Here is a 19296-nt window from a genome sequence, read left to right on the forward strand (position 1 = left end):
ATACCGGCACGTCCCCTCGCGTGCACTGCCGACTGCGGACGCGTACGGGGCGCGGTGCCGGCTCGTCTGCGGGGGCGGGGCCGCACCGGTATGTCCGTCCTCGCTATCGCCCGGTGGCCGCGTCGCAACTTCGGCTCCGGAGCCTTCGGGAGCCGTGCTCCGGGCGGACATACCGGCACGTCCCCTCGGGAGCGCTGCCGGCTGTCGGTGCATGGGGGCCGGTCTCTTGAGGCGGGGTAGACCCGCCCGCCGCCATACGCGTGCCCCACTCACCCCGGCTGTACGTCCCCCGCCCACCCCATCCTGCAGATCACCCACCCACCCCGATTGCTCACATCGCACCCCCTGGCACCGCGGGGCAATCGGGTGGGTGGGCGGGAAAGGTCTGTTCGGTAAGGGTGGATGCGGGGGTGCGGGTGGGTGGTTGGGAGAGGCTGTTCGGGGGTGTTGCTGCGGGGGGGCGCGCGCTCCGGCCGGAGGGGGTCAGGGGCGCGCGACCCTGCGTAGGCGATGCCGCAACCCCCGTTGCGCCAGTGGGCCCAGCTCCTCAACCGCCGTCACCAGGACGGACAGTTGCTCCAGCGCGTCCAGCGCCCTGCCCGCCCCGTCCGCGTCCACGCCCTCGTACAGCTCGATGCCCACGAAGGACGCCGCCACCGCCCGCGCAAGCCCCGCGGGATCCGCGAACTCCCCCAGCGGCGTCGTCGAGAAGACCCGGATCAGGACCTTCTCGATCTCCTCGATCCACAGGGCGAGGCCCGCCGCCGTCGCGGGGGCGAGACGAGGCTGCGTCTGCGCCCCGGCGAGCAGCTGACCGAGGACCGCGACGTGGCCCGCGGCCCGCTCCTCCTCGTGCATCTCCCGCCCGAATTCGAGGAGTTCGGACAGCGACGACACCGCGTCGAGCCTCTCCCGGTAGCGGGACACCCGCTGCTCCGAGCCGTGGCGGCAGGCCGCCGCGAGGAGCTCGTCCACCGAGCCGAAGTGGTAGAAGACCAGCGCCTGATTGACCCCGGCGGCAGCCGCGATCGTCCGCGCGGACGTCTTCGCGATGCCCTGCTCCGTCAACGTACGCAGCGCCCCTTCGAGGAGCTTCTGCTTCGTCTCGGCGCTCACGCCCTCGCCTCCTCACGGAGGGGCCGCAGCCCCGCGCGCACGCCGTGGCCGCGGACGTCCGTGTACTCCGCCGTGAAGGAACCCTCGTACCCGAAGAGCGGACCGAAGTGCCGGTTCACCACCCGCACCTTGATGTGGAAGCGGCCCGTCGAGTCGTCGTAGGACTCCCGCACCTCGGCGTCACCGCCGATCAGATCCGGGACGCGGACGTCCACCGGACCCTCGCGGAAGCGGTGTTCCCCGGAACGGATCAGCAGGGAGCCGTCCGGCTCGGCCCGGAGGTGGAGGTCGCTCGCCAGGTGCTGGTGAGTGCCCAGGTAGTCGAGGATCCGGTCCCCCTTGGGGCCAAGGACCATCTGGGCGTCGAAGCGGCGCGAGCGGCCGGGCAGATCGAAGGTGCGCACGAAGCTCACCGTCTCACGGCCGAATGTGTCGGCGTACGGCACGTTCTCGATGGTGAACGGGATGTGGCGGCCCGCACGGGGGACGAGGATGTTGCGGGTGCCGCCCACCGCGAGGAACGGTTTCACGAAGCTCGCGCCGTGCCAGATGCGGTCCATGACGCCCCTGCCGGTGCACGCCTCGCCGCGCGCCAGGCCGACGGAGAAGCGGCGCTGCAACTGGGGGTGCAGGCAGTCGAAGGCGGGACCCATCGCCGTGCGGAAGATCGACGGCTGCATCACCGCTCCTGGAGGGTCGCAAGGACGCGCGGTGCACGCGTGCGTGGCGGCGGGGTCCGCAGGCAGCGGCGCGCCGCCGGTGTCATCGGCAGGGGCGGGAGGACGAGGGCGAGTGCCAGGACCGCCAGCGCCGTCATCGGCGCGCCGACGACGGCCGTGACCACGCAGCCGAGGCGCACCGCGACCTCGGCCAGCGCGTGCAGCAGCTGACGCTCCGGCGTGATTCCCCGCTCCAGCCAGAGGCGGAGCCGGTCGAAGGACCAGGCCGTGGCCCAGCCCATCAGGGGGCGGAAGACGATCCGGTCGGCGAGCGCGCCGAAGCGGCCCCAGCGCGGCCGGTAGTCGTAGCCGGTGAGGAAGCGGATGCCGCCGTCCGGGGTGGGGACGTAACGCCAGTAGCCCGAGCCCTCCTGGAGGAGCGACAGCGGGTGCGGAGAGGAGAAGCGCAGTGCCGATGTCCTGGTGCCGTCCTCGCGGCGCTTCTCGCCGGCCGAGATCCCGGTGCCCGCGATGGTGAGAAAGGGCAGTACGCGCGTGCCGTACCGGAAACGCTGCGGCTCCCCCGGCACCTGCGGAAGGTAGTCGATCTCGGTGAAACGGAGGTCCCAGCGCTGGTGCTGGGAGGGCTCCTGGGTGCGAGCCCAGAGTTCGTCGAGGTCGGCGGCCATGTGTGCTTCGACGTACAGGCTCACGGCATACCCCCATGTCAGTGCAGCCTTGTCAGCACTTTTGAGCGACTGCTTAAGTGGATCGTAGGAGCTTTTGAGCACTCGCTCAAGTCGTGGGCGCGAAGAAAGCCCCCACCGGTCTCCGGCGGGGGCTCTTCGTAGTGCGGGGGGGGACCGGTCAATCGGAAAGGTGCCGCTCCACCGTCTCCACCTTCGACGTCATCCCGTCCGTCACACCGGGACGGATGTCCGCCTTCATGACGACAGAGACACGCGGCGCCCTCGCCTCGACCGCGGCGACGGCACGTTTGACGACGTCCATCACTTCATCCCATTCGCCCTCGACGGACGTGAACATCGCGTCGGTGCGGTTGGGCAGGCCGGACTCGCGGACGACGCGGACCGCGTCGGCGACGTACTCGCCCACGTCCTCGCCGACGCCCAGCGGGGTCACGGAGAAGGCGACGATCATGCGCCCACAACGCCTTCGCGGCGGGCGCGCGAGGCGATCACGGCGGCTTCGCCCTCACGCTTCAGCTTCCGCTCGGCGAAGAAGCCGCCGGCCGGAAGGACGGAGAGGATGAAGTAGAGGGCGGCCGTCTTCAGGTCCCACTTCGTGCGGTTCCAGGCGTCGAGCCAGAAGAGCACGTACAGGACGAAGAGCAGACCGTGCACCATGCCCATCACCGGCACGGCATTGAAGTCCGTGGTCCGCTTGAGCACCGAGCAGACGATCAGCAGCAGGAAGGAGACGGCCTCGGGGGCCGAGACCAGGCGGAGGCGGCGGAGTGCGGAAGCGGTCTTGATGTCCACGGGTCACCTTCGGTGAGTGGGCGGCGAAAGGGGGCAGGGGCGCTCGGCGGCGTGATCTTGTGAATGCGCGCACAAGCGACCCCCATTGTGACATCGGGGTGTTCTCGGGGTTCGCTCAGGGGCCGATGCCCTGTTCCGACCCCATATCCGACGGCTACCGTCAATGCGTGGCAACGTTCCGACTGCAAGGCAGCAGGGTGCTCGCCGTGGACATGTCCGGCGACGCCGTCAAAGCGAAGAACGGCTCGATGGTCGCGTACGACGGCCAGATGGTCTTCAAAAAGACGTCCGGCGGCGGCGAGGGCATACGGGGGATGGTGACCCGCCGCCTCACCGGCGAACAGATGACGGTGATGGAGGTGAAGGGGCACGGCACATGCTGGTTCGCCGACCGCGCCACGGAGATCAACCTCGTGGAGCTGCGCGGCGAGAAGCTCTTCGTCGAGTCCGACAATCTCCTGTGCACGGACGGGGGCCTGCGCACCGGCACCCAATTCACCGGCGTCCGCGGCGCCTCGCAGGGCAACGGCCTGTTCACCACGACCGTCGAGGGCTCGGGCCAGGCGGCGATCATGTCGGACGGCCCGGCCGTGGTGCTGCGGGTCAGCCGGCAGTATCCCCTGACGGTGGACCCGGGCGCGTATGTCGCGCATCAGGGGGACCTCCGCCAGAACCTCCAGTCGGGGGTCACGTTCCGTACGCTGCTCGGCGAGGGCGGCGGCGAGGCCTTCCAGATCCGCTTCGAGGGCGAGGGACTCGTGTACGTCCAGCCCAGCGAGCGGAACACGATCGCGGGGGATGTCTGACATGCCCTTCCGAGAGATCAACTCGAAGATGATCGAGGCGACGGTCCTGCCGGGCCAGCGGCTGTTCAGCCAGCGCGGCGCCATGCTCGCGTACAAGGGAGACGTCGCCTTCACCCCCAACATCCAGGGCGGGCAGGGCGGCCTGGCCTCCATGATCGGGCGCCGCGTGGCCAATGAGGCGACTCCCCTGATGACCGTCGAGGGCAGCGGCACCGTCCTCTTCGGGCACGGCGGCCACCACATCCAGGTGATCAGCCTCACCGGGGACACCCTCTACGTGGAGGCGGACCGCCTGCTCGCCTTCGACGGGACACTCCAGCAGGGCACGATGTTCATGGGCTCCCAGGGCGGCGTCATGGGCATGGTCCGCGGCCAGGTCACCGGGCAGGGCCTCTTCACCACCACCCTCAAGGGACAGGGCGCGGTCGCCGTCATGGCGCACGGCGGCGTCATCGAGCTGCCCATCACCCCGCAGCGCCCGGTCCATGTCGACCCGCAGGCCTATGTGGCCCACCACGGGGACGTACGCAACAAACTCTCCACGGCGCTCGGCTGGCGCGACATGGTGGGGCGCGGCTCCGGCGAGGCGTTCCAGCTGGAGCTGTCCGGAAGCGGTGCGGTGTACGTCCAGGCGTCGGAGGAGAAGCTGTGAACCCCTCAATGCCCGTGGGATCCCCCGCGGCCCTCGACCCGATGACACTGCCGAGCGACGACAGCGTGAACGCGTACACCTTCTGCGTGGAGCTCAAGGGGAGCCAGTGGTTCCTGCAGAAGGGGAAGATGATCGCCTACTACGGTTCGATCGAGTTCAACGGCATCGGGCACGGCCGCCTGGACCGCCTGGTGCGCACGAGTTTTCATTCGCCGCTGCACGCGAGCGACTGGGTCGTGGCGGACGGCCAGGGCAAGATGCTCCTCGCCGACCGGGCCTTCGACGTGAATTCGTACGACCTCGAAGACGGCAACCTGACCATTCGCTCGGGCAACCTCCTCGCTTTTCAGCCAACTCTCGCGCTGAAGCAATCGATCGTTCCGGGCTTTCTGACCCTGATCGGAACCGGAAAGTTCGTGGCCGCGTCGAACGGACCGGTGGTGTTCATGGAGCCGCCCATCCGGGTGGATCCACAGGCCCTGGTGGGCTGGGCGGACTGCCCTTCGCCCTGCCATCACTACGACCACGGATATCTGACCGGAGTCATCGGAGGCGTACGAGCACTGACCGGGATCGGTGGAACCTCAGGTGAGGAGCACCAGTTCGAGTTCGTCGGCGCGGGCACGGTGCTCCTGCAGTCCTCGGAGGCGCTCATGGCCGAACAGGCGACGGGCGCGGTGCCGCAGCAGGCGGGCGTTCCGGGCGGCCGGGGCGCGCCGGGTCAACACGGCCAACAGCCGGGGCAACCGCGCCTTCCCGGACAACTGGGGGACCTCCAGCGTCGCTTCGGCCTGTGAGCGGTAGTCTGCGGAGTGTGACGGGCGAACGCCTGTGCCCCTCTACACCGGGGGAGAGAGGCGCGTGTCACACACCGACATTCGTTCACCTTTCAACTTCTTAGGTAGAATCGATTTCATGGAGACCGATACGGCCCCGCAGTGGCTGACCGACGAGGAACAGTGCGCCTGGCGCACCCACGTGGAGGTCAACAGGATGCTGACATATCAGCTCGAGAAGGACCTCCAGCCGTTCAACCTGACCATGAACGACTACGACATCCTCGTGCATCTCTCCGAATCGGAAGAGAAGCGGATGCGTATGAGCGATCTCGCTGCCGCCACACTGCAGTCCAAGAGCCGCCTGTCCCATCAGATCACCCGTATGGAGAACGCGGGCCTGGTCCGCCGGGAGAACTGCGAGTCCGACCGGCGCGGGCTCTACACCGTCCTCACGGACGAGGGCATGGAGACCATGCAGCGGGTCGCACCGCACCACGTGGCCTCGGTCCGTCAGCACTTCGTCGACCTGATCTCACCCGAGGCGCTCGGCGAACTCCACAAGGCCCTGACCCCGATCGCGGAACACCTCCGCTCCCAGCGGGGGAAACCCTGACCCTCACCGGGAAGCGGCGGGAACCCTGAGTTCGAAGAGCGCTCCCCCACCGGGGGCCTCGCGGACCGTGAGGGTCCCGCCGTGGCGCGCGGCGACGTCGCGCGCGATGGCAAGGCCCAGACCCGCACCGCCGTCGTCCCGCGTACGGGCGTCGTCGAGGCGGACGAAGCGCTCGAAGATCCGGTCGCGCTCGCTCTGAGGCACGCCGTCCCCGTCGTCGGAGACCTCGAGGATCGCCCACGCGCCATCGGCGCGGGTGGTGACCGTGACGTGGGAGCGCGCGTGGCGCTGTGCGTTGTTCACGAGGTTGCCGAGCACACGTGCCAACTGGCTCCGGGAGCCGGTGACTTCGACGTTCCTCAGATCCATGCGGACGTCGGCGCGGTCCCGTGTGCGCTGCGAGAGCTCCTCGCGGGCGAGGGCCGCCAGGTCCACCTGGCCCTCGCCCGGCTTCTCGCCCGCGTCGAGGCGGGCCAGGAGAAGCAGGTCGGCGGCCAGTTCCTGCAGTCGTACGGTGTCCTCGACGGCACCGTCCACATCCAGCAACTCCGGGTGGGCCGCGCCCACTTCGAGCTGTGTGCGCAAGGAGGCGATGGGGCTGCGCAGTTCGTGCGAGGCGTCGGCCACGAAGCGGCGCTGACGTTCCACCGAGCGCTGCAGGGCGGCGAGCGTCTCGTTCGTGGTCGTGGCGAGGCGGGCGATCTCGTCGTGCGTGTCCGGCTCGGGCACGCGGCGCGCCAGGTCCTCGGACGCGGTGATCGCCGCCATCTCGGAGCGGATAGCGTCAACGGGGCGCAGGGCGCGGCGGGTCACCAGCCAGGTGACCGCGGCGATGACGGCCAGGAGCAGCGGGAAACCGATGAGCATGGACGTCAACGCCGTGGACACGGCGCCCTGTTGGGCGGCGAGCGAAGCGCCCGCGTAGACGGTGAGATTACCGTTCACCTCACCCTTGTCCTCGACGTCCACCTTGACGGCGGCGAAGCGGTAGTCCGCCGTCTCACCGTCGACGGTGGCGGAGCCGGAGGTCTCGCGCGCCGGGTCGTCGGAGATCTCCCCGGCATCGAGCGCGTCGCCCTCGCTCTCGCTGTCGTCGTCATCGCCGTCGCCCCTGGGGGGCGCGGTGGACGCCGGCCGAGGCTTGACGGCGTCGGTCGCCGTGCCGCTGATGGCCTCCAGGTCCTCGCTGGCGGCGACGAGCCGTCTGTCGCCGTCGACGACCTGGACCGGATGGTCCTCGTCGTCCAGGTCCAGTTGGTCGTACGCCGTGCCCGCGGCGAGCTGCGAGGCGACCCCGCGAGCGGCGGACTCGGCCTGGCCGCCGGCCTGGTCGGTCAGATTCGCGCGCAGCGAGAGCAGCACGGCGGCGCCCGCGGCGACCAGCGCGACGGCCACGACGAGGCTGGCCCCGAGCGTGGCGCGGGCGCGTACTGAGCTGAAGAAGCGCTTCATCGGGGGGTCTCCAGGCGGTATCCGGCGCCGCGCACCGTCTTGATCAGCGGAGCACCGAGCTTGCGCCGCAGGGCGCTGATGTACACCTCGACGATGTTGGGGTCGCCCTCGTAGGCGAAGTCCCAGACGTGCTCGAGGATGTCGCCCTTGGAGACCACCTCGCCCGCCCGCAGGACGAGCTGCTCCAGGACCGCGAACTCCTTGGCCGTGAGCGTCACTTCCTGGTCCTCGCCGCGGAAGACACGGCGCGCCGCGGTGTCCACCTTGAGATCGCCGAGGGTGTGGACGGGGGACGGCCCCACGTTGCCGCGGCGGCGCAGGAGCGCCTTCACCCGGGCCACGAGCACGACGTACGAGAAGGGCTTCGTCAGATAGTCGTCGGCGCCCGTGTCGAGCCCCTCGGCCTCGTCGTACTCACCGTCCTTGGCCGTGAGCATCAGGATCGGTACGTCGTGTCCCGCGGCGCGGAGGGTGGAGCAGACCCGGTAGCCGTTCATGCCGGGCAGCATGATGTCGAGGATGACCAGGTCGTACGTTCCCTCGCTCGCCCGGTGCAGTCCGTCGATGCCGTCGTGCACGACGTCCACGGCGTAGCCCTCGGCCGTCAGGCCCTTGGCCAGCGACAGGGCGAGCCGCTTTTCGTCCTCCACGATCAACAGGCGCATGCGTTCAGGGTCGCAGAGCCAACCTGAAGAGTTCTTCAGGCGGCTTCAGGCTGGCTTCAGCATCGCTCGGCCAGATTGGTCCTTGTCGAAAGCGAACGGCAGCCGCCCGGCCCACGGGCAGCACAGCCACCGTCTCGGGAGGAACCCCTTATGAAGCGCAACATCGTCATCGCCACCGTCGCCGCCATGGCCCTGGTCGGGGGCGGCACGGCGACAGCGCTGGCCGCCAACGGTGACGACGACTCGTCGGCCGCGGCAAAGAAGTCGAGCGTCCAGCTGAAGGACCACGACCGGGACAACGACAGCGACAGCGACCGTGACGACGATCGGTACGACGACCGGGACGACCGGGACGACGCCAAGGAGAACACCGCCGAGGCGAAGGCCGCCAAGGTGACGGCCGCCGACGCGATCAAGGCGGCGCTGGCCGAGAAGTCCGGCACGGCGGTCTCCGCCGAGCTGGACGACGAGGACAACGGCGGCCTGGTCTGGGACGTCGACGTGCTCGGCAAGGGCAGCACCTGGTACAGCGTGCAGGTCGACCCGGGCACCGGCAAGGTCCTCGGCTCGCACACCGAGCAGGACGAGGACGGCGACGACGCCGACGACGCGAGCCGCGTGGCCGCCGCCCTGAAGGGTGCGTCCACCACGGCGGAGGACGCAGCGAAGGCCGCCGCCGCCAAGGGCACGGTCACGTCCGTGGACCTGGACGACGACGGCACGGCGAAGGCCTGGGAGGCGGAGACCTCCGGTGCCAAGGGTGCGGAGTCCGACTGGAAGGTCGACCTGCAGTCGGGCAAGGTCACCGCGGACAAGTCGGACAGCCAGGACTCCGACGACGACGCTGACGGCTCCGACGACTAATTGACCCCCGTCCCCCGGGAAGCCGGCCCCGCAGGATTCCCTGCGGGGCCGGCTCATGTCCGGGCCACGGGCTCCTGAACCGCCGCTGCGCGGCGGCTCGTTCGGCCGCCGGGCCACCGGAAGCAGCACTCCCGGCAGCCCACCGCCTCAGCCCGCGGTCAAGCTGGCCACCAGTTCGTCCGCCGCCGCGTAGGGATCAAGCTCCCCGGCGACGATCCGCTCCGCCAGCGCCGACAGCCGCGCGTCCCCGTGCAGATCCGCGATGCGTTCCCGCAGGGCCGTGACCGCGATCGTCTCGACCTCCCGCGCCGCCCTCGCCGCCCTGCGGTCCGCCAGGACCCCCCGCTCCTCCATCCACGCCCGGTGCTTCTCCAGGGCCTCGACGACCTCGTCGATCCCCTCGCCCCGCGCCGCCACCGTCTTCACGATGGGCGGGCGCCAGTCCCCCGCGGCGCGGGACTCGCCGAGCCCCAGCATGTGGTTCAGCTCGCGCGCGGTGGCGTCCGCGCCGTCCCGATCCGCCTTGTTGACGACGTACACGTCGCCGATCTCCAGGATTCCGGCCTTCGCCGCCTGGATCCCGTCGCCCATGCCGGGGGCGAGCAGCACCACCGATGTGTCCGCCTGCGAGGCGATCTCCACCTCGGACTGGCCCACGCCGACCGTCTCGACCAGGATCACGTCGCAGCCCGCCGCGTCCAGGACCCGGATCGCCTGCGGCGCCGACCACGCGAGGCCGCCGAGGTGGCCGCGCGTCGCCATGGAGCGGATGTAGACCCCGGGGTCTGATGCGTGCTCCGACATCCGGACCCGGTCGCCGAGCAGCGCGCCCCCGGAGAAGGGGGACGAGGGGTCGACGGCCAGGACGCCGACCCGCTTGCCCGCCCTGCGGTAGGCGGAGACGAGCGCAGACGTCGATGTCGACTTGCCGACACCGGGAGATCCCGTGAGGCCCACCACGTACGCGTGGCCCGCCAGCGGAGCCAGCGCCGCCATGACCTCGCGGAGCTGCGGCGACGCCCCCTCGACCAGTGAGATCAGCCGGGCCACGGCCCGTGGCCTGCCCTCGCGGGCCTGTGCCACCAGGGAGGGGACGTCCTGCATGTCAGACAGCTCCGTTCCAAGACGTTTGCTAGACGGGAAGACATTCACGCGCGAAAACGCGTCAGGCCTTCGCCACCTTCACGATCAGCGCGTCACCCTGCCCGCCGCCACCGCACAGCGCGGCGGCGCCCACGCCGCCGCCCCGGCGCTTGAGCTCAAGGGCGAGGTGCAGTACGAGGCGCGCGCCGGACATCCCGATCGGGTGACCGAGGGCGATGGCTCCGCCGTTGACGTTCACCTTTTCCGAGGACACCCCGAGGTCCTTCATTGACTGCACGGCGACCGCGGCGAAGGCTTCGTTGATCTCGATCAGGTCGAGGTCCGCGACGTCCAGGCCCTCCTTCTTCAGGGCGTGCTGGATCGCGTTCGACGGCTGCGACTGGAGCGAGTTGTCCGGGCCCGCTACGTTGCCGTGTGCCCCGATCTCCGCGATCCAGTGCAGGCCGAGCTCCTCGGCCTTGGCCTTCGACATGACGACGACCGCCGCGGCGCCGTCCGAGATCTGCGAGGACGTGCCCGCCGTGATCGTGCCGTCCTTGGTGAAGGCGGGGCGGAGCTTGCCCAGCGACTCCGCCGTCGTCTCGGCCCGGATGCCCTCGTCCTTGGAGAACAGGACCGGGTCGCCCTTGCGCTGCGGGATCTCGACCGGGGTGATCTCGGCCTCGAAGATGCCGTTCTTCTGGGCGGCGGCGGCGCGCTGGTGGGAGCCGGCGGCGATCTCGTCCTGCTCGGCGCGCGCGATGCCCAGGCGGGTGTTGTGCTTCTCCGTGGACTCGCCCATGGCGATGTTCTCGAAGGAGTCGGTCAGGCCGTCGTACGCCATGGAGTCGAGCATCTCGATGGCGCCGTACTTGTAGCCCTCGCGCGACTTGGGCAGGAGGTGCGGGGCGTTCGTCATCGATTCCTGGCCGCCGGCGACCACGATGTCGAACTCGCCCGCGCGGATCAGCTGGTCGGCGAGCGCGATCGAGTCGAGCCCGGAGAGGCACACCTTGTTGACGGTGAGCGCGGGGACGTTCATGGGGATGCCCGCCTTGACGGCGGCCTGACGTGCCGGGATCTGCCCTGCCCCGGCCGTGAGGACCTGCCCCATGATCACGTACTGCACCTGGTCGCCGCCGATCCCGGCGCGGTCGAGCGCTGCCTTGATCGCGAAGCCACCCAGGTCGGCGCCGGAGAAGGATTTCAGGGAGCCGAGCAGGCGGCCCATGGGCGTTCGGGCGCCCGCGACGATCACTGAGGTGGTACCGGTCGTTCCAGACATGTGCCACGGCCCCTTGGGAGGAGGAGTTAATGAGGGTTTACTTGAATGTACTGAGCGGTACGCCGTGCGTCATCGGGCGTTCGGTGTGATCGCGCGCACGTTGCGTAATCAGCGCCGGAAGGGCTGGACTTATAGACATGCTGACGCGAATCGATCACATCGGGATCGCCTGTTTCGACCTCGACAAGACCGTCGAGTTCTACCGGGAGACGTACGGCTTCACGGTGTTCCACACCGAAGTCAATGAGGAGCAGGGCGTGCGCGAGGCCATGCTCAAGATCAATGAGACGAGTGACGGCGGCGCTTCCTACCTGCAGCTCCTCGAACCCACTCGCGACGACTCCGCCGTGGGCAAGTGGCTGGCCAAGAACGGCGAGGGCGTGCACCACATCGCTTTCGGCACCGCGGACGTGGACGGCGACGCCGCCGCCATCAAGGACAAGGGCGTACGCGTCCTTTATGAGGAGCCCCGAATCGGGTCCATGGGTTCCCGCATCACCTTCCTGCACCCCAAGGACTGCCACGGCGTACTGACCGAACTCGTCACCTCGGCAGCTCAGGAGTCCCCGGAGCACTGACCTCCGCATACTTGGGCCGGTAGGGTTGGGGGCGGCCGTCCGAAGTATCGGGCGGCCGGTCGTCCGTACGCTGGGCGGCCGCTTGCCGGGGTCCGGGTTTCGGGGGACGAGCGTCGGGGCAGCAGCCCATGCTCTGCTGTTGATCTGACACCATTCCCCGTGGGCCCCGTTCGGCGGATGGACAGGGCTCGTACGAAGAGACTTGCGACCAGGGGACGGATGGGACCGCGCAGTGCGGGGCTACGAACGCCAAGAGAGCTCGCGGGCTGAGACGGACCATCTTTCGCGGTTCGAGGCCGAGATGGACCGGCTGAAGACCGAGCGAGAGAAGGCTGTTCAGCACGCCGAAGATCTCGGCTATCAAGTCGAGGTGTTGCGCGCCAAGCTGCACGAGGCGCGCCGCAACCTCGCGTCCCGCCCTGCCTACGACGGCGCGGACATCGGCTACCAAGCCGAGCAGTTGCTCCGCAACGCCCAGATCCAGGCCGACCAGCTCCGCCAGGACGCCGAGCGGGAGCTGCGCGACGCCCGTGCGCAGACCCAGCGGATCCTCCAGGAGCACGCCGAGCAGCAGGCCAGGCTCCAGTCCGAGCTGCACTCCGAGGCGGTGTCACGCCGTCAGCAGCTGGACCAGGAGCTGTCCGAGCGCCGCCAGACCGTCGAGTCGCACGTCAACGAGAACGTGGCGTGGGCCGAGCAGCTGAGGGCGCGTACGGAACAGCAGGCGCGCCGCCTGCTCGACGAGTCGCGCACCGAGGCCGATCAGGCCCTGACCGCGGCCCGCGCCGAGGCCGAGCGCATCGCCGAGGAGGCCCGCCAGCGCCTGTCGAGCGACGCCGAGTCCGCACGCGCCGAGGCCGAGGCGACGCTGCGCCGGGCCCGCACGGACGCCGAGCGCCTCCTGAACGCCGCGTCCACGCAGGCGCAGGAGGCCACCGACCACGCGGAGCAGCTGCGCTCCACCACGGCCACCGAGTCCGAGCAGGCGCGCCGCCAGGCCACCGAGGCCGCCCGTGCCGCCGAGCAGCGCATGACGGAGGCCGAAACGGCTCTGCGCGAGGCGCGCACCGAGGCGGAGAAGGTCCTCGCCGAGGCCAAGGAGTCCGCGTCCAAGCAGCTCTCGGCGGCCGAGGGCGCCAACGAACAGCGCACGCGCACCGCCAAGGAGCAGGTCGCCCGGCTGGTCGGCGAGGCCACGAAGGAGGCCGAGGCGACGAAGGCCGAGGCCGAGCAGCTCGTGGCCGACGCCCGCGCCGAGGCCGAGCAGCTGGTCAAGGATGCCGCCGAGAAGGCGCGCACGATCACCGCCGAGGAGACCGCCGGCGAGCTCGCCAAGGCTGCCCGCACCGCGGAGGACGTACTCGACAAGGCCTCCAAGGACGCCAAGGAGACGACGAAGTCCGCCACCGAGGAGGCCGAGCGGATCCGCGCCGAGGCCGAGGCCGAGGCGGACCGGCTGCGCGCCGAGGCGCACGACATCGCCGAGGAGCTCAAGGGCACGGCGAAGGACGACACCAAGGAGTACCGCGCCAAGACCGTCGAGCTGCAGGAGGAGGCGCGCAGGCTGCGCGGCGAGGCCGAGCAGCTGCGGGCCGACGCGGTCACCGAGGGTGAGCGGATCCGCGGCGAGGCGCGGCGCGAGGCCGTCCAGCAGATCGAGGAGGCGGCCAAGTCCGCCGAGGAGCTGCTCGCCAAGGCGAAGGCCGACGCCGACGAGCTGAAGGCGGTGGCGACCGCCGACAGCGAGCGCGTGCGCACCGAGGCCATCGAGCGCGCCACGACCCTGCGCAAACAGGCCGAGGAGACCCTGGAGCGCACCCGCGCGGAGGCCGAGCGGCACCGCGAGGAGGCCGCCGAGCAGGCCGAGGGCACGAAGACCGAGGCCGAGGCCGCCGCGCGTGCCCTGCACGAGGAGACCGAGCGGGCCATAGCGGCACGCCAGGCCGAGGCCGCCGACGAGCTGACGCGCCTGCACACGGAGGCCGAGGAGCGAGTCGCCGCCGCCGAGCAGGCGCTGACCGACGCCCGTGCGGAGGCCGAGCGGCTGCGCAAGGAGGCCTCGGAGGAGACGGACCGACTTCGCGCGGAGTCCGCCGAGCGGATCCGCACCCTGCAGTCGCAGGCCGAGACCGAGGCCGAGCGGCTGCGCACCGAGGCCGCCGCGGACGCCTCGCAGGCGCGCGCCGAGGGCGAGAACGTGGCCGTGCGGCTGCGTTCGGACGCCGCCGCCGAGGCCGAGCGGCTCAAGACCGAGGCCCAGGAGTCCGCCGACCGTCTGCGCTCGGAGGCCGCAGCCGCCGCCGAGCGGGTGGGCGCGGAGGCCGCCGAGGCGCTGTCGGGCGCCCAGGAGGAGGCCGCGAGGCGGCGCAGGGAGGCCGAGGAGACCCTCAGCTCCGCGCGCGGCGAGGCCGACCAGGAGCGTGAGCGGGCCCGCGAGCAGAGCGAGGAGCTCCTCGCGTCCGCCCGCAAGCGGGTCGACGAGGCACAGGCCGAGGCCGTCCGCCTGGTCGAGGAGGCCGACCGCAGGGCGACCGAGATGGTCTCCAGCGCCGAGCAGACCGCCCAGTCCGTACGGGACGCCGTGGCCGGCCTGCACGAGTCGGCTCAGGAAGAGGTCGCCGGCCTGCGCAGCGCCGCCGAGCACGCGGCGGAGCGCACGAGGACCGAGGCGCAGGAGGAGGCGGACCGCGTCCGCGCCGACGCGTACGCCGAGCGGGAGCGTGCCACCGAGGACGCGGGCCGCGTCCGGCGCGAGGCGAACGCGGAGAGCGAGGCCGCCAAGTCTCTTGCCGAGCGCACCGTTTCGGAGGCGATCGCGGAGGCCGAGCGGCTGCGCTCGGACGCTTCCGAGTACGCCCAGCGCTCGCGTACGGAAGCGTCGGACGCGATCGCGTCGGCCGAGCAGGACGCGTCCCGTACGCGTGCCGACGCCCGCGAGGACGCCAACCGCATCCGCAGCGACGCGGCGAGCCAGGCCGACCAGCTGATCGGCGAGGCGCGCAGCGAGGCGGAGCGGCTGCGGAACGAGACGATCGCGGAGGCCGAGCGGCTGCAGGCGGAGACGAACGCCGAGGCCGAGCGGGTGCGTTCGGAGTCGGTGGCCAAGGCCGAGAAGCTCATCTCGGACGCGACGGGCGACGCCGAGCGGCTTCGCGCGGACGCCGCAGAGACGGTCGGCTCGGCCCAGCAGCACGCCGAGCGCATCCGGTCGGACGCCGAGCGCGTCAAGGCGGAGGCGGCAGCCGAGGCCGAGCGGCTCACCTCGCAGGCGCGGGACGAGGCCGAGCGGACCCAGGACGACGCGCGCCAGGCGGCCAACAAGCGCCGCTCGGAGGCGGCCGAGCAGGTCGACACGCTCATCACGGAGGCGGCAGCCGAGGCCGAGAAGCTGACCAGCGACGCCCAGGAGAAGGCGCTCAAGGCGACCACGGAGGCGGAGGCGCAGGCCGACACGATGGTGGGCGCCGCACGCACGGAGGCCGACCGCCTCGTCTCCGAGGCGACGGTCGAGGGCAACTCCCTGGTGGAGAAGGCCCGTACGGACGCGGACGAACTGCTCGTCGGTGCCCGCAGGGACGCGACGGCGATAAGGGAGCGCTCCGAGGAGCAGCGCGACCGCCTCACCGCCGAGATCGAGGAGCTGCACGAGCGTGCGCGCCGCGAGTCGGCCGAGGCGATGAAGTCCGCGGGCGAGCGGTGTGACGCGCTGGTGAAGGCCGCGGAGGAGCAGCGGGCCGAGGCGGAGGCGACGGCCAAGGAGCTGGTGTCGGACGCGAGTTCCGAGGCCGGCAAGGTCCGTATCTCCGCCGTGAAGCGGGCCGAGGCGCTGCTCAAGGAGGCCGAGACGAAGGTCGCCGAGCTGGTGCGCGATGCCGAGCGCGTCAAGGCGGAGGCGCAGGCCGAGGCCGAGCGGACGGTTGACGAGGGCAAACGCGAACTCGAAGTCCTCGTCCGGCGCCGGGAGGACATCAACGCCGAGATTTCCCGTGTCCAGGACGTGCTGGAGGCGTTGGAATCGTTTGAGGCCCCTCCGGTCGCCGGTACGAAGGACGGTGGCGTCAAGGCCGGTGCGGCGGCTGGGTCAACTCGATCGGGTGGCAAGCCGTCTGAGGGCTAGCCAAAGAACATCTCGCGTGCTTTGTAAGGACCTTCGGCACTGTCGCTGGCAAGTGCTCTGGCAGTTAGCCACTCAAAAGGGGTGTCATTCTCCAGATCAAACGGGCATCTGCTCGATGACACGCCGCTTGGACCCCTAGGATTCCCTCTATCACCTCACCGGTCTCATTCGACAGGAACCCCATGAGCGACACTTCCCCCTACGGCTTCGAGCTTGTGCGGCGTGGGTACGACCGCGCTCAGGTGGACGAACGTATCTCCAAGCTCGTCTCCGACCGTGACAGCGCTCTTGCTCGTATCACTGCTCTGGAAAAGCGCATTGAGGAGCTGCACCTCGAGACGCAGAACGCGCAGGCGCAGGTAGCCGACGCCGAACCGTCGTACGCGGGCCTCGGCGCCCGTGTCGAGAAGATCCTCCGCCTCGCCGAGGAGGAGGCGAAGGACCTGCGCGAGGAGGCCCGTCGCGCAGCCGAGCAGCACCGCGAGCTCGCCGAGTCGGCGGCCCAGCAGGTGCGCAACGACGCCGAGTCGTTCGCGGCCGAGCGCAAGGCCAAGGCGGAGGACGAGGGCGTCCGGATCGTCGAGAAGGCCAAGGGCGAGGCGGGCACGCTGCGCAGCGAGGCGCAGAAGGACGCCCAGCAGAAGCGCGAGGAGGCGGACGCTCTCTTCGAGGAGACCCGCGCCAAGGCCGCCCAGGCCGCGGCCGACTTCGAGACGAACCTCGCCAAGCGCCGCGAGCAGTCGGAGCGTGACCTGGCCTCGCGTCAGGCCAAGGCCGAGAAGCGCCTCGCGGAGATCGAGCACCGGGCCGAGCAGCTCCGCCTGGAGGCGGAGAAGCTGCGGACCGACGCGGAGCGTCGCGCGCGCCAGACTGTTGAGACCGCTCAGCGTCAGGCTGAGGACATCGTGGCCGACGCGAATGCCAAGGCCGACCGGATCCGTTCGGAATCCGAGCGGGAGCTCGCCGCTCTGACGAACCGTCGCGACAGCATCAACGCTCAGCTCACCAACGTGCGCGAGATGCTGGCCACGCTCACGGGTGCGGCCGTGGCCGCCGCGGGTACGCCCGCCGACGACGAGCCCGTCTCTCGTGGGGTGCCCGCGCAGCAGACGCGTTGAGGTTGTAGGGAATCTGCGGGCCCGCTCCGGCTGGTCGCGCAGTTCCCCACGCCCCTGACGGGGCCCCTGCCGCTCCGGTGGCAAGGGGCCCCGTCCCGTTTTAGCGTGGCCGCATGATCGAGCTCGAGGGGCTGACCAAGCGGTACGGCGAGAAACTGGCCGTCAACAACCTCACCTTCACCGTGCGGCCTGGCATCGTCACCGGATTCCTCGGGCCGAACGGCGCGGGCAAGTCCACGACGATGCGGATGATGCTCGGGCTCGACAACCCCACGGCGGGTGCCGCACGGATCGACGGCAAGCGGTACGCCCAGCTGAAGGACCCGCTGAAGTACATCGGCGCCCTGCTCGACGCCAAGGCCATGCACGGCGGGCGCAGCGCCTTCAACCACCTCCTCTGCCTCGCGCAGAGCAACGGCATCCCGCGGGCCCGCGTCCACGAGGTCCTCGACACCGTGGGCCTGACCCAGGTCGCCAAGAAGAAGGCCAAGGGCTTCTCGCTCGGCATGGGCCAACGGCTCGGCATCGCGGGCGCGTTGCTGGGCGACCCCGAGATCCTGATGTTCGACGAGCCCGTCAACGGCCTCGACCCCGAGGGCATCCACTGGATCCGGAACCTGATGAAGACCCTCGCCTCGCAGGGCCGTACGGTCTTCGTCTCCTCCCACCTGATGAGTGAAATGGCGCTGACCGCCGACCACCTCGTCGTCATCGGGCAGGGCCGGCTCCTCGCCGACACCTCCATGGCGGACTTCATCCACCAGAACTCGCGCTCGTACGTCCGGCTGCGTTCCCCGCAGCGCGAGCGCCTCCTCGACATGCTGCGCCAAGAGGGCATCACCGCGGTCGAGGCCGGCGGCGGCACCCTGGAGGTCGACGGCACCGGCGCGGAGGACCTCGGCGAACTCGCCGCCCGCCATCAGCTCGTACTCCATGAGCTGAGCCCCCAGCGGGCCTCACTCGAAGAAGCCTTCATGCAGCTCACCGCGGAGTCGGTGGAGTATCACGCGCACGCCGACCACCAGGGCCCCGGCGCCGCCCCGCCGCCTCCCGGGCAGGCCGCCGGCTGGGGCGAGAGCTGGCAGCAGAAGAGGGGGTCCTGAGCGATGGCGGCGACACAGGTACTGAAGTCGGAGTGGACCAAGATCCGCTCGGTCTCGTCGACCGTGTGGACGCTGGGTCTCGCCGTGGTCGTCACGGTCGGGCTCGGGCTGCTGATCAGCATCCTGGCGAAGAACGACTACGACAACCTCAACGCCCAGGACCGCAGGGTCTTCGACCCGACCTACACCAGCTTCGCCGGTATGAGCCTCGGCCAGCTCGCGATGATCGTCTTCGGAGTGCTCGTCGTCTCGAACGAGTACAGCACCGGCATGATCCGCACCTCGCTCTCCGCGGTCCCGCAGCGCGCGAGCTTCATGGCGAGCAAGGTCGCGGTCGCCACCGCGCTCTGTCTGGTGGTGGGCCTCGTCACGAGCTTCATCGCGTTCTTCGTGGGGCAGGCGATGCTCGGCGAGCACAAGGCCGCGATCGGTGATCCCGGCGTCCTGCGCGCGGTGATCGGCGGCGGGCTCTACATGACGCTCATCGCGATGTTCTCGATGGGCGTCGCGACGATGCTGCGCAGTCCGATGCTGTCCCTCGGCATCCTGATGCCGTTCTTCTTCCTCATCTCCAGCATCCTGGGCAACGTCTCGGCGACGAAGAAGATCGGCCGTTTCCTCCCCGACCAGGCGGGAAGCAAGATCATGCAGGTGAAGTCGCCGCTGGACGACGACACTCCGTACGGGCCATGGGGCGGGCTCGGGATCATGCTGGTGTGGGTCGTGGTGGCACTGATCGGCGGCTACGCGCTGCTGAAGAAGCGGGACGCGTGACGCTTCGCCGGATGCGCGAGGCCCCCCGGGCGGGTGGGTGGCGGGCCTGACGGACCCGCGGGCCGGTGGGGGCCGACCGCGCCGTTCCCCGCGCCCCTTGAGGGGCGCTGATGCCGAGCAGGTCCCCTGG

Annotated in this window: 19 protein-coding genes; 10 read left to right on the forward strand and 9 right to left on the reverse strand. The window is 70.4% G+C overall.

The window, feature by feature from the left end:
• Positions 1 to 483: 483 nt before the first annotated feature.
• From AC5P1C_RS29965 to AC5P1C_RS29985, 5 genes are all read right to left on the reverse strand, one after another.
• Entirely contained in the window at positions 484 to 1116 is a 633-nt protein-coding gene (locus tag AC5P1C_RS29965; RefSeq protein ID WP_493869072.1) for a TetR/AcrR family transcriptional regulator, read from the reverse strand.
• Entirely contained in the window at positions 1113 to 1796 is a 684-nt protein-coding gene (locus AC5P1C_RS29970; RefSeq protein WP_493869073.1) for a DUF4166 domain-containing protein, read from the reverse strand. Before AC5P1C_RS29970 ends, AC5P1C_RS29965 begins: the two co-directional genes overlap by 4 nt.
• Positions 1796 to 2488, reverse strand: coding sequence for a hypothetical protein (locus AC5P1C_RS29975; RefSeq protein WP_493869074.1), 693 nt, complete (start codon positions 2486 to 2488; stop codon positions 1796 to 1798). Before AC5P1C_RS29975 ends, AC5P1C_RS29970 begins: the two co-directional genes overlap by 1 nt.
• Positions 2489 to 2642: 154 nt before the next feature.
• On the reverse strand, positions 2643 to 2936 hold the full coding sequence (locus tag AC5P1C_RS29980) for an MTH1187 family thiamine-binding protein (RefSeq protein WP_493869075.1): 294 nt from the start codon (positions 2934 to 2936) through the stop codon (positions 2643 to 2645).
• A complete protein-coding gene (locus AC5P1C_RS29985) occupies positions 2933 to 3277 on the reverse strand; it encodes a DUF3817 domain-containing protein (RefSeq protein WP_493869076.1) in 345 nt (114 codons plus the stop codon). Before AC5P1C_RS29985 ends, AC5P1C_RS29980 begins: the two co-directional genes overlap by 4 nt.
• A 167-nt stretch (positions 3278 to 3444) precedes the next feature.
• On the opposite strand from AC5P1C_RS29985, the gene AC5P1C_RS29990 reads away from it, so the two are divergent.
• The 4 genes from AC5P1C_RS29990 (at position 3445) to AC5P1C_RS30005 (ending at position 6127) form a co-directional block, all read left to right on the forward strand.
• A complete protein-coding gene (locus tag AC5P1C_RS29990) occupies positions 3445 to 4083 on the forward strand; it encodes an AIM24 family protein (protein ID WP_493869077.1) in 639 nt (212 codons plus the stop codon).
• A gap of 1 nt (position 4084) precedes the next feature.
• Positions 4085 to 4735 (forward strand): AIM24 family protein, encoded by a 651-nt coding sequence (locus tag AC5P1C_RS29995; protein WP_493869130.1) that lies wholly within the window; start codon positions 4085 to 4087, stop codon positions 4733 to 4735.
• 8 nt (positions 4736 to 4743) lie between these two features.
• Positions 4744 to 5532: an AIM24 family protein gene (locus AC5P1C_RS30000; protein ID WP_493869131.1), complete on the forward strand. Its 789-nt coding sequence runs from the start codon at positions 4744 to 4746 to the stop codon at positions 5530 to 5532.
• Positions 5533 to 5650: 118 nt separating this feature from the next.
• Positions 5651 to 6127: a MarR family winged helix-turn-helix transcriptional regulator gene (locus AC5P1C_RS30005; RefSeq protein ID WP_493869078.1), complete on the forward strand. Its 477-nt coding sequence runs from the start codon at positions 5651 to 5653 to the stop codon at positions 6125 to 6127.
• Between the two features lie 3 nt (positions 6128 to 6130).
• Here the strand turns inward: AC5P1C_RS30005 and AC5P1C_RS30010 are convergent, their stop codons facing one another.
• Both AC5P1C_RS30010 and AC5P1C_RS30015 read right to left on the reverse strand, forming a co-directional pair.
• Positions 6131 to 7579: a sensor histidine kinase gene (locus AC5P1C_RS30010; RefSeq protein ID WP_493869079.1), complete on the reverse strand. Its 1449-nt coding sequence runs from the start codon at positions 7577 to 7579 to the stop codon at positions 6131 to 6133.
• Positions 7576 to 8244 carry a response regulator transcription factor gene (locus AC5P1C_RS30015; RefSeq protein WP_493869080.1) on the reverse strand — a complete coding sequence of 223 codons (669 nt, stop codon included), beginning with the start codon at positions 8242 to 8244 and terminating at the stop codon, positions 7576 to 7578. Before AC5P1C_RS30015 ends, AC5P1C_RS30010 begins: the two co-directional genes overlap by 4 nt.
• 150 nt (positions 8245 to 8394) lie before the next feature.
• Between AC5P1C_RS30015 and AC5P1C_RS30020 the strand changes: the two genes are divergently transcribed.
• Positions 8395 to 9108 carry a PepSY domain-containing protein gene (locus AC5P1C_RS30020; protein ID WP_493869081.1) on the forward strand — a complete coding sequence of 238 codons (714 nt, stop codon included), beginning with the start codon at positions 8395 to 8397 and terminating at the stop codon, positions 9106 to 9108.
• A 147-nt stretch (positions 9109 to 9255) separates the two neighbouring features.
• Here the strand turns inward: AC5P1C_RS30020 and meaB are convergent, their stop codons facing one another.
• Both meaB and AC5P1C_RS30030 read right to left on the reverse strand, forming a co-directional pair.
• Positions 9256 to 10212: a methylmalonyl Co-A mutase-associated GTPase MeaB gene (meaB, locus tag AC5P1C_RS30025; protein WP_493869082.1), complete on the reverse strand. Its 957-nt coding sequence runs from the start codon at positions 10210 to 10212 to the stop codon at positions 9256 to 9258.
• 61 nt (positions 10213 to 10273) lie between these two features.
• Positions 10274 to 11476, reverse strand: coding sequence for an acetyl-CoA C-acetyltransferase (locus tag AC5P1C_RS30030; RefSeq protein WP_493869083.1), 1203 nt, complete (start codon positions 11474 to 11476; stop codon positions 10274 to 10276).
• Positions 11477 to 11613: 137 nt separating this feature from the next.
• Here AC5P1C_RS30030 and mce point away from each other — a divergent pair, with 137 nt between their 5' ends.
• From mce to AC5P1C_RS30055, 5 genes are all read left to right on the forward strand, one after another.
• Positions 11614 to 12054: a methylmalonyl-CoA epimerase gene (gene mce, locus AC5P1C_RS30035; protein ID WP_135330222.1), complete on the forward strand. Its 441-nt coding sequence runs from the start codon at positions 11614 to 11616 to the stop codon at positions 12052 to 12054.
• A gap of 232 nt (positions 12055 to 12286) precedes the next feature.
• On the forward strand, positions 12287 to 16171 hold the full coding sequence (gene scy, locus AC5P1C_RS30040; protein WP_493869084.1) for a polarized growth protein Scy: 3885 nt from the start codon (positions 12287 to 12289) through the stop codon (positions 16169 to 16171).
• A gap of 182 nt (positions 16172 to 16353) precedes the next feature.
• The gene (locus tag AC5P1C_RS30045; protein ID WP_361833664.1) at positions 16354 to 17289 is read left to right on the forward strand and encodes a coiled-coil domain-containing protein; all 936 of its coding nucleotides are present in this window, start codon (positions 16354 to 16356) and stop codon (positions 17287 to 17289) included.
• A gap of 113 nt (positions 17290 to 17402) precedes the next feature.
• Positions 17403 to 18392 (forward strand): ABC transporter ATP-binding protein, encoded by a 990-nt coding sequence (locus tag AC5P1C_RS30050; RefSeq protein WP_493869085.1) that lies wholly within the window; start codon positions 17403 to 17405, stop codon positions 18390 to 18392.
• 3 nt (positions 18393 to 18395) lie between these two features.
• Entirely contained in the window at positions 18396 to 19166 is a 771-nt protein-coding gene (locus AC5P1C_RS30055; protein WP_493869086.1) for an ABC transporter permease, read from the forward strand.
• Positions 19167 to 19296: the final 130 nt, after the last annotated feature.

Source organism: Streptomyces sp. A18, from assembly GCF_059026065.1.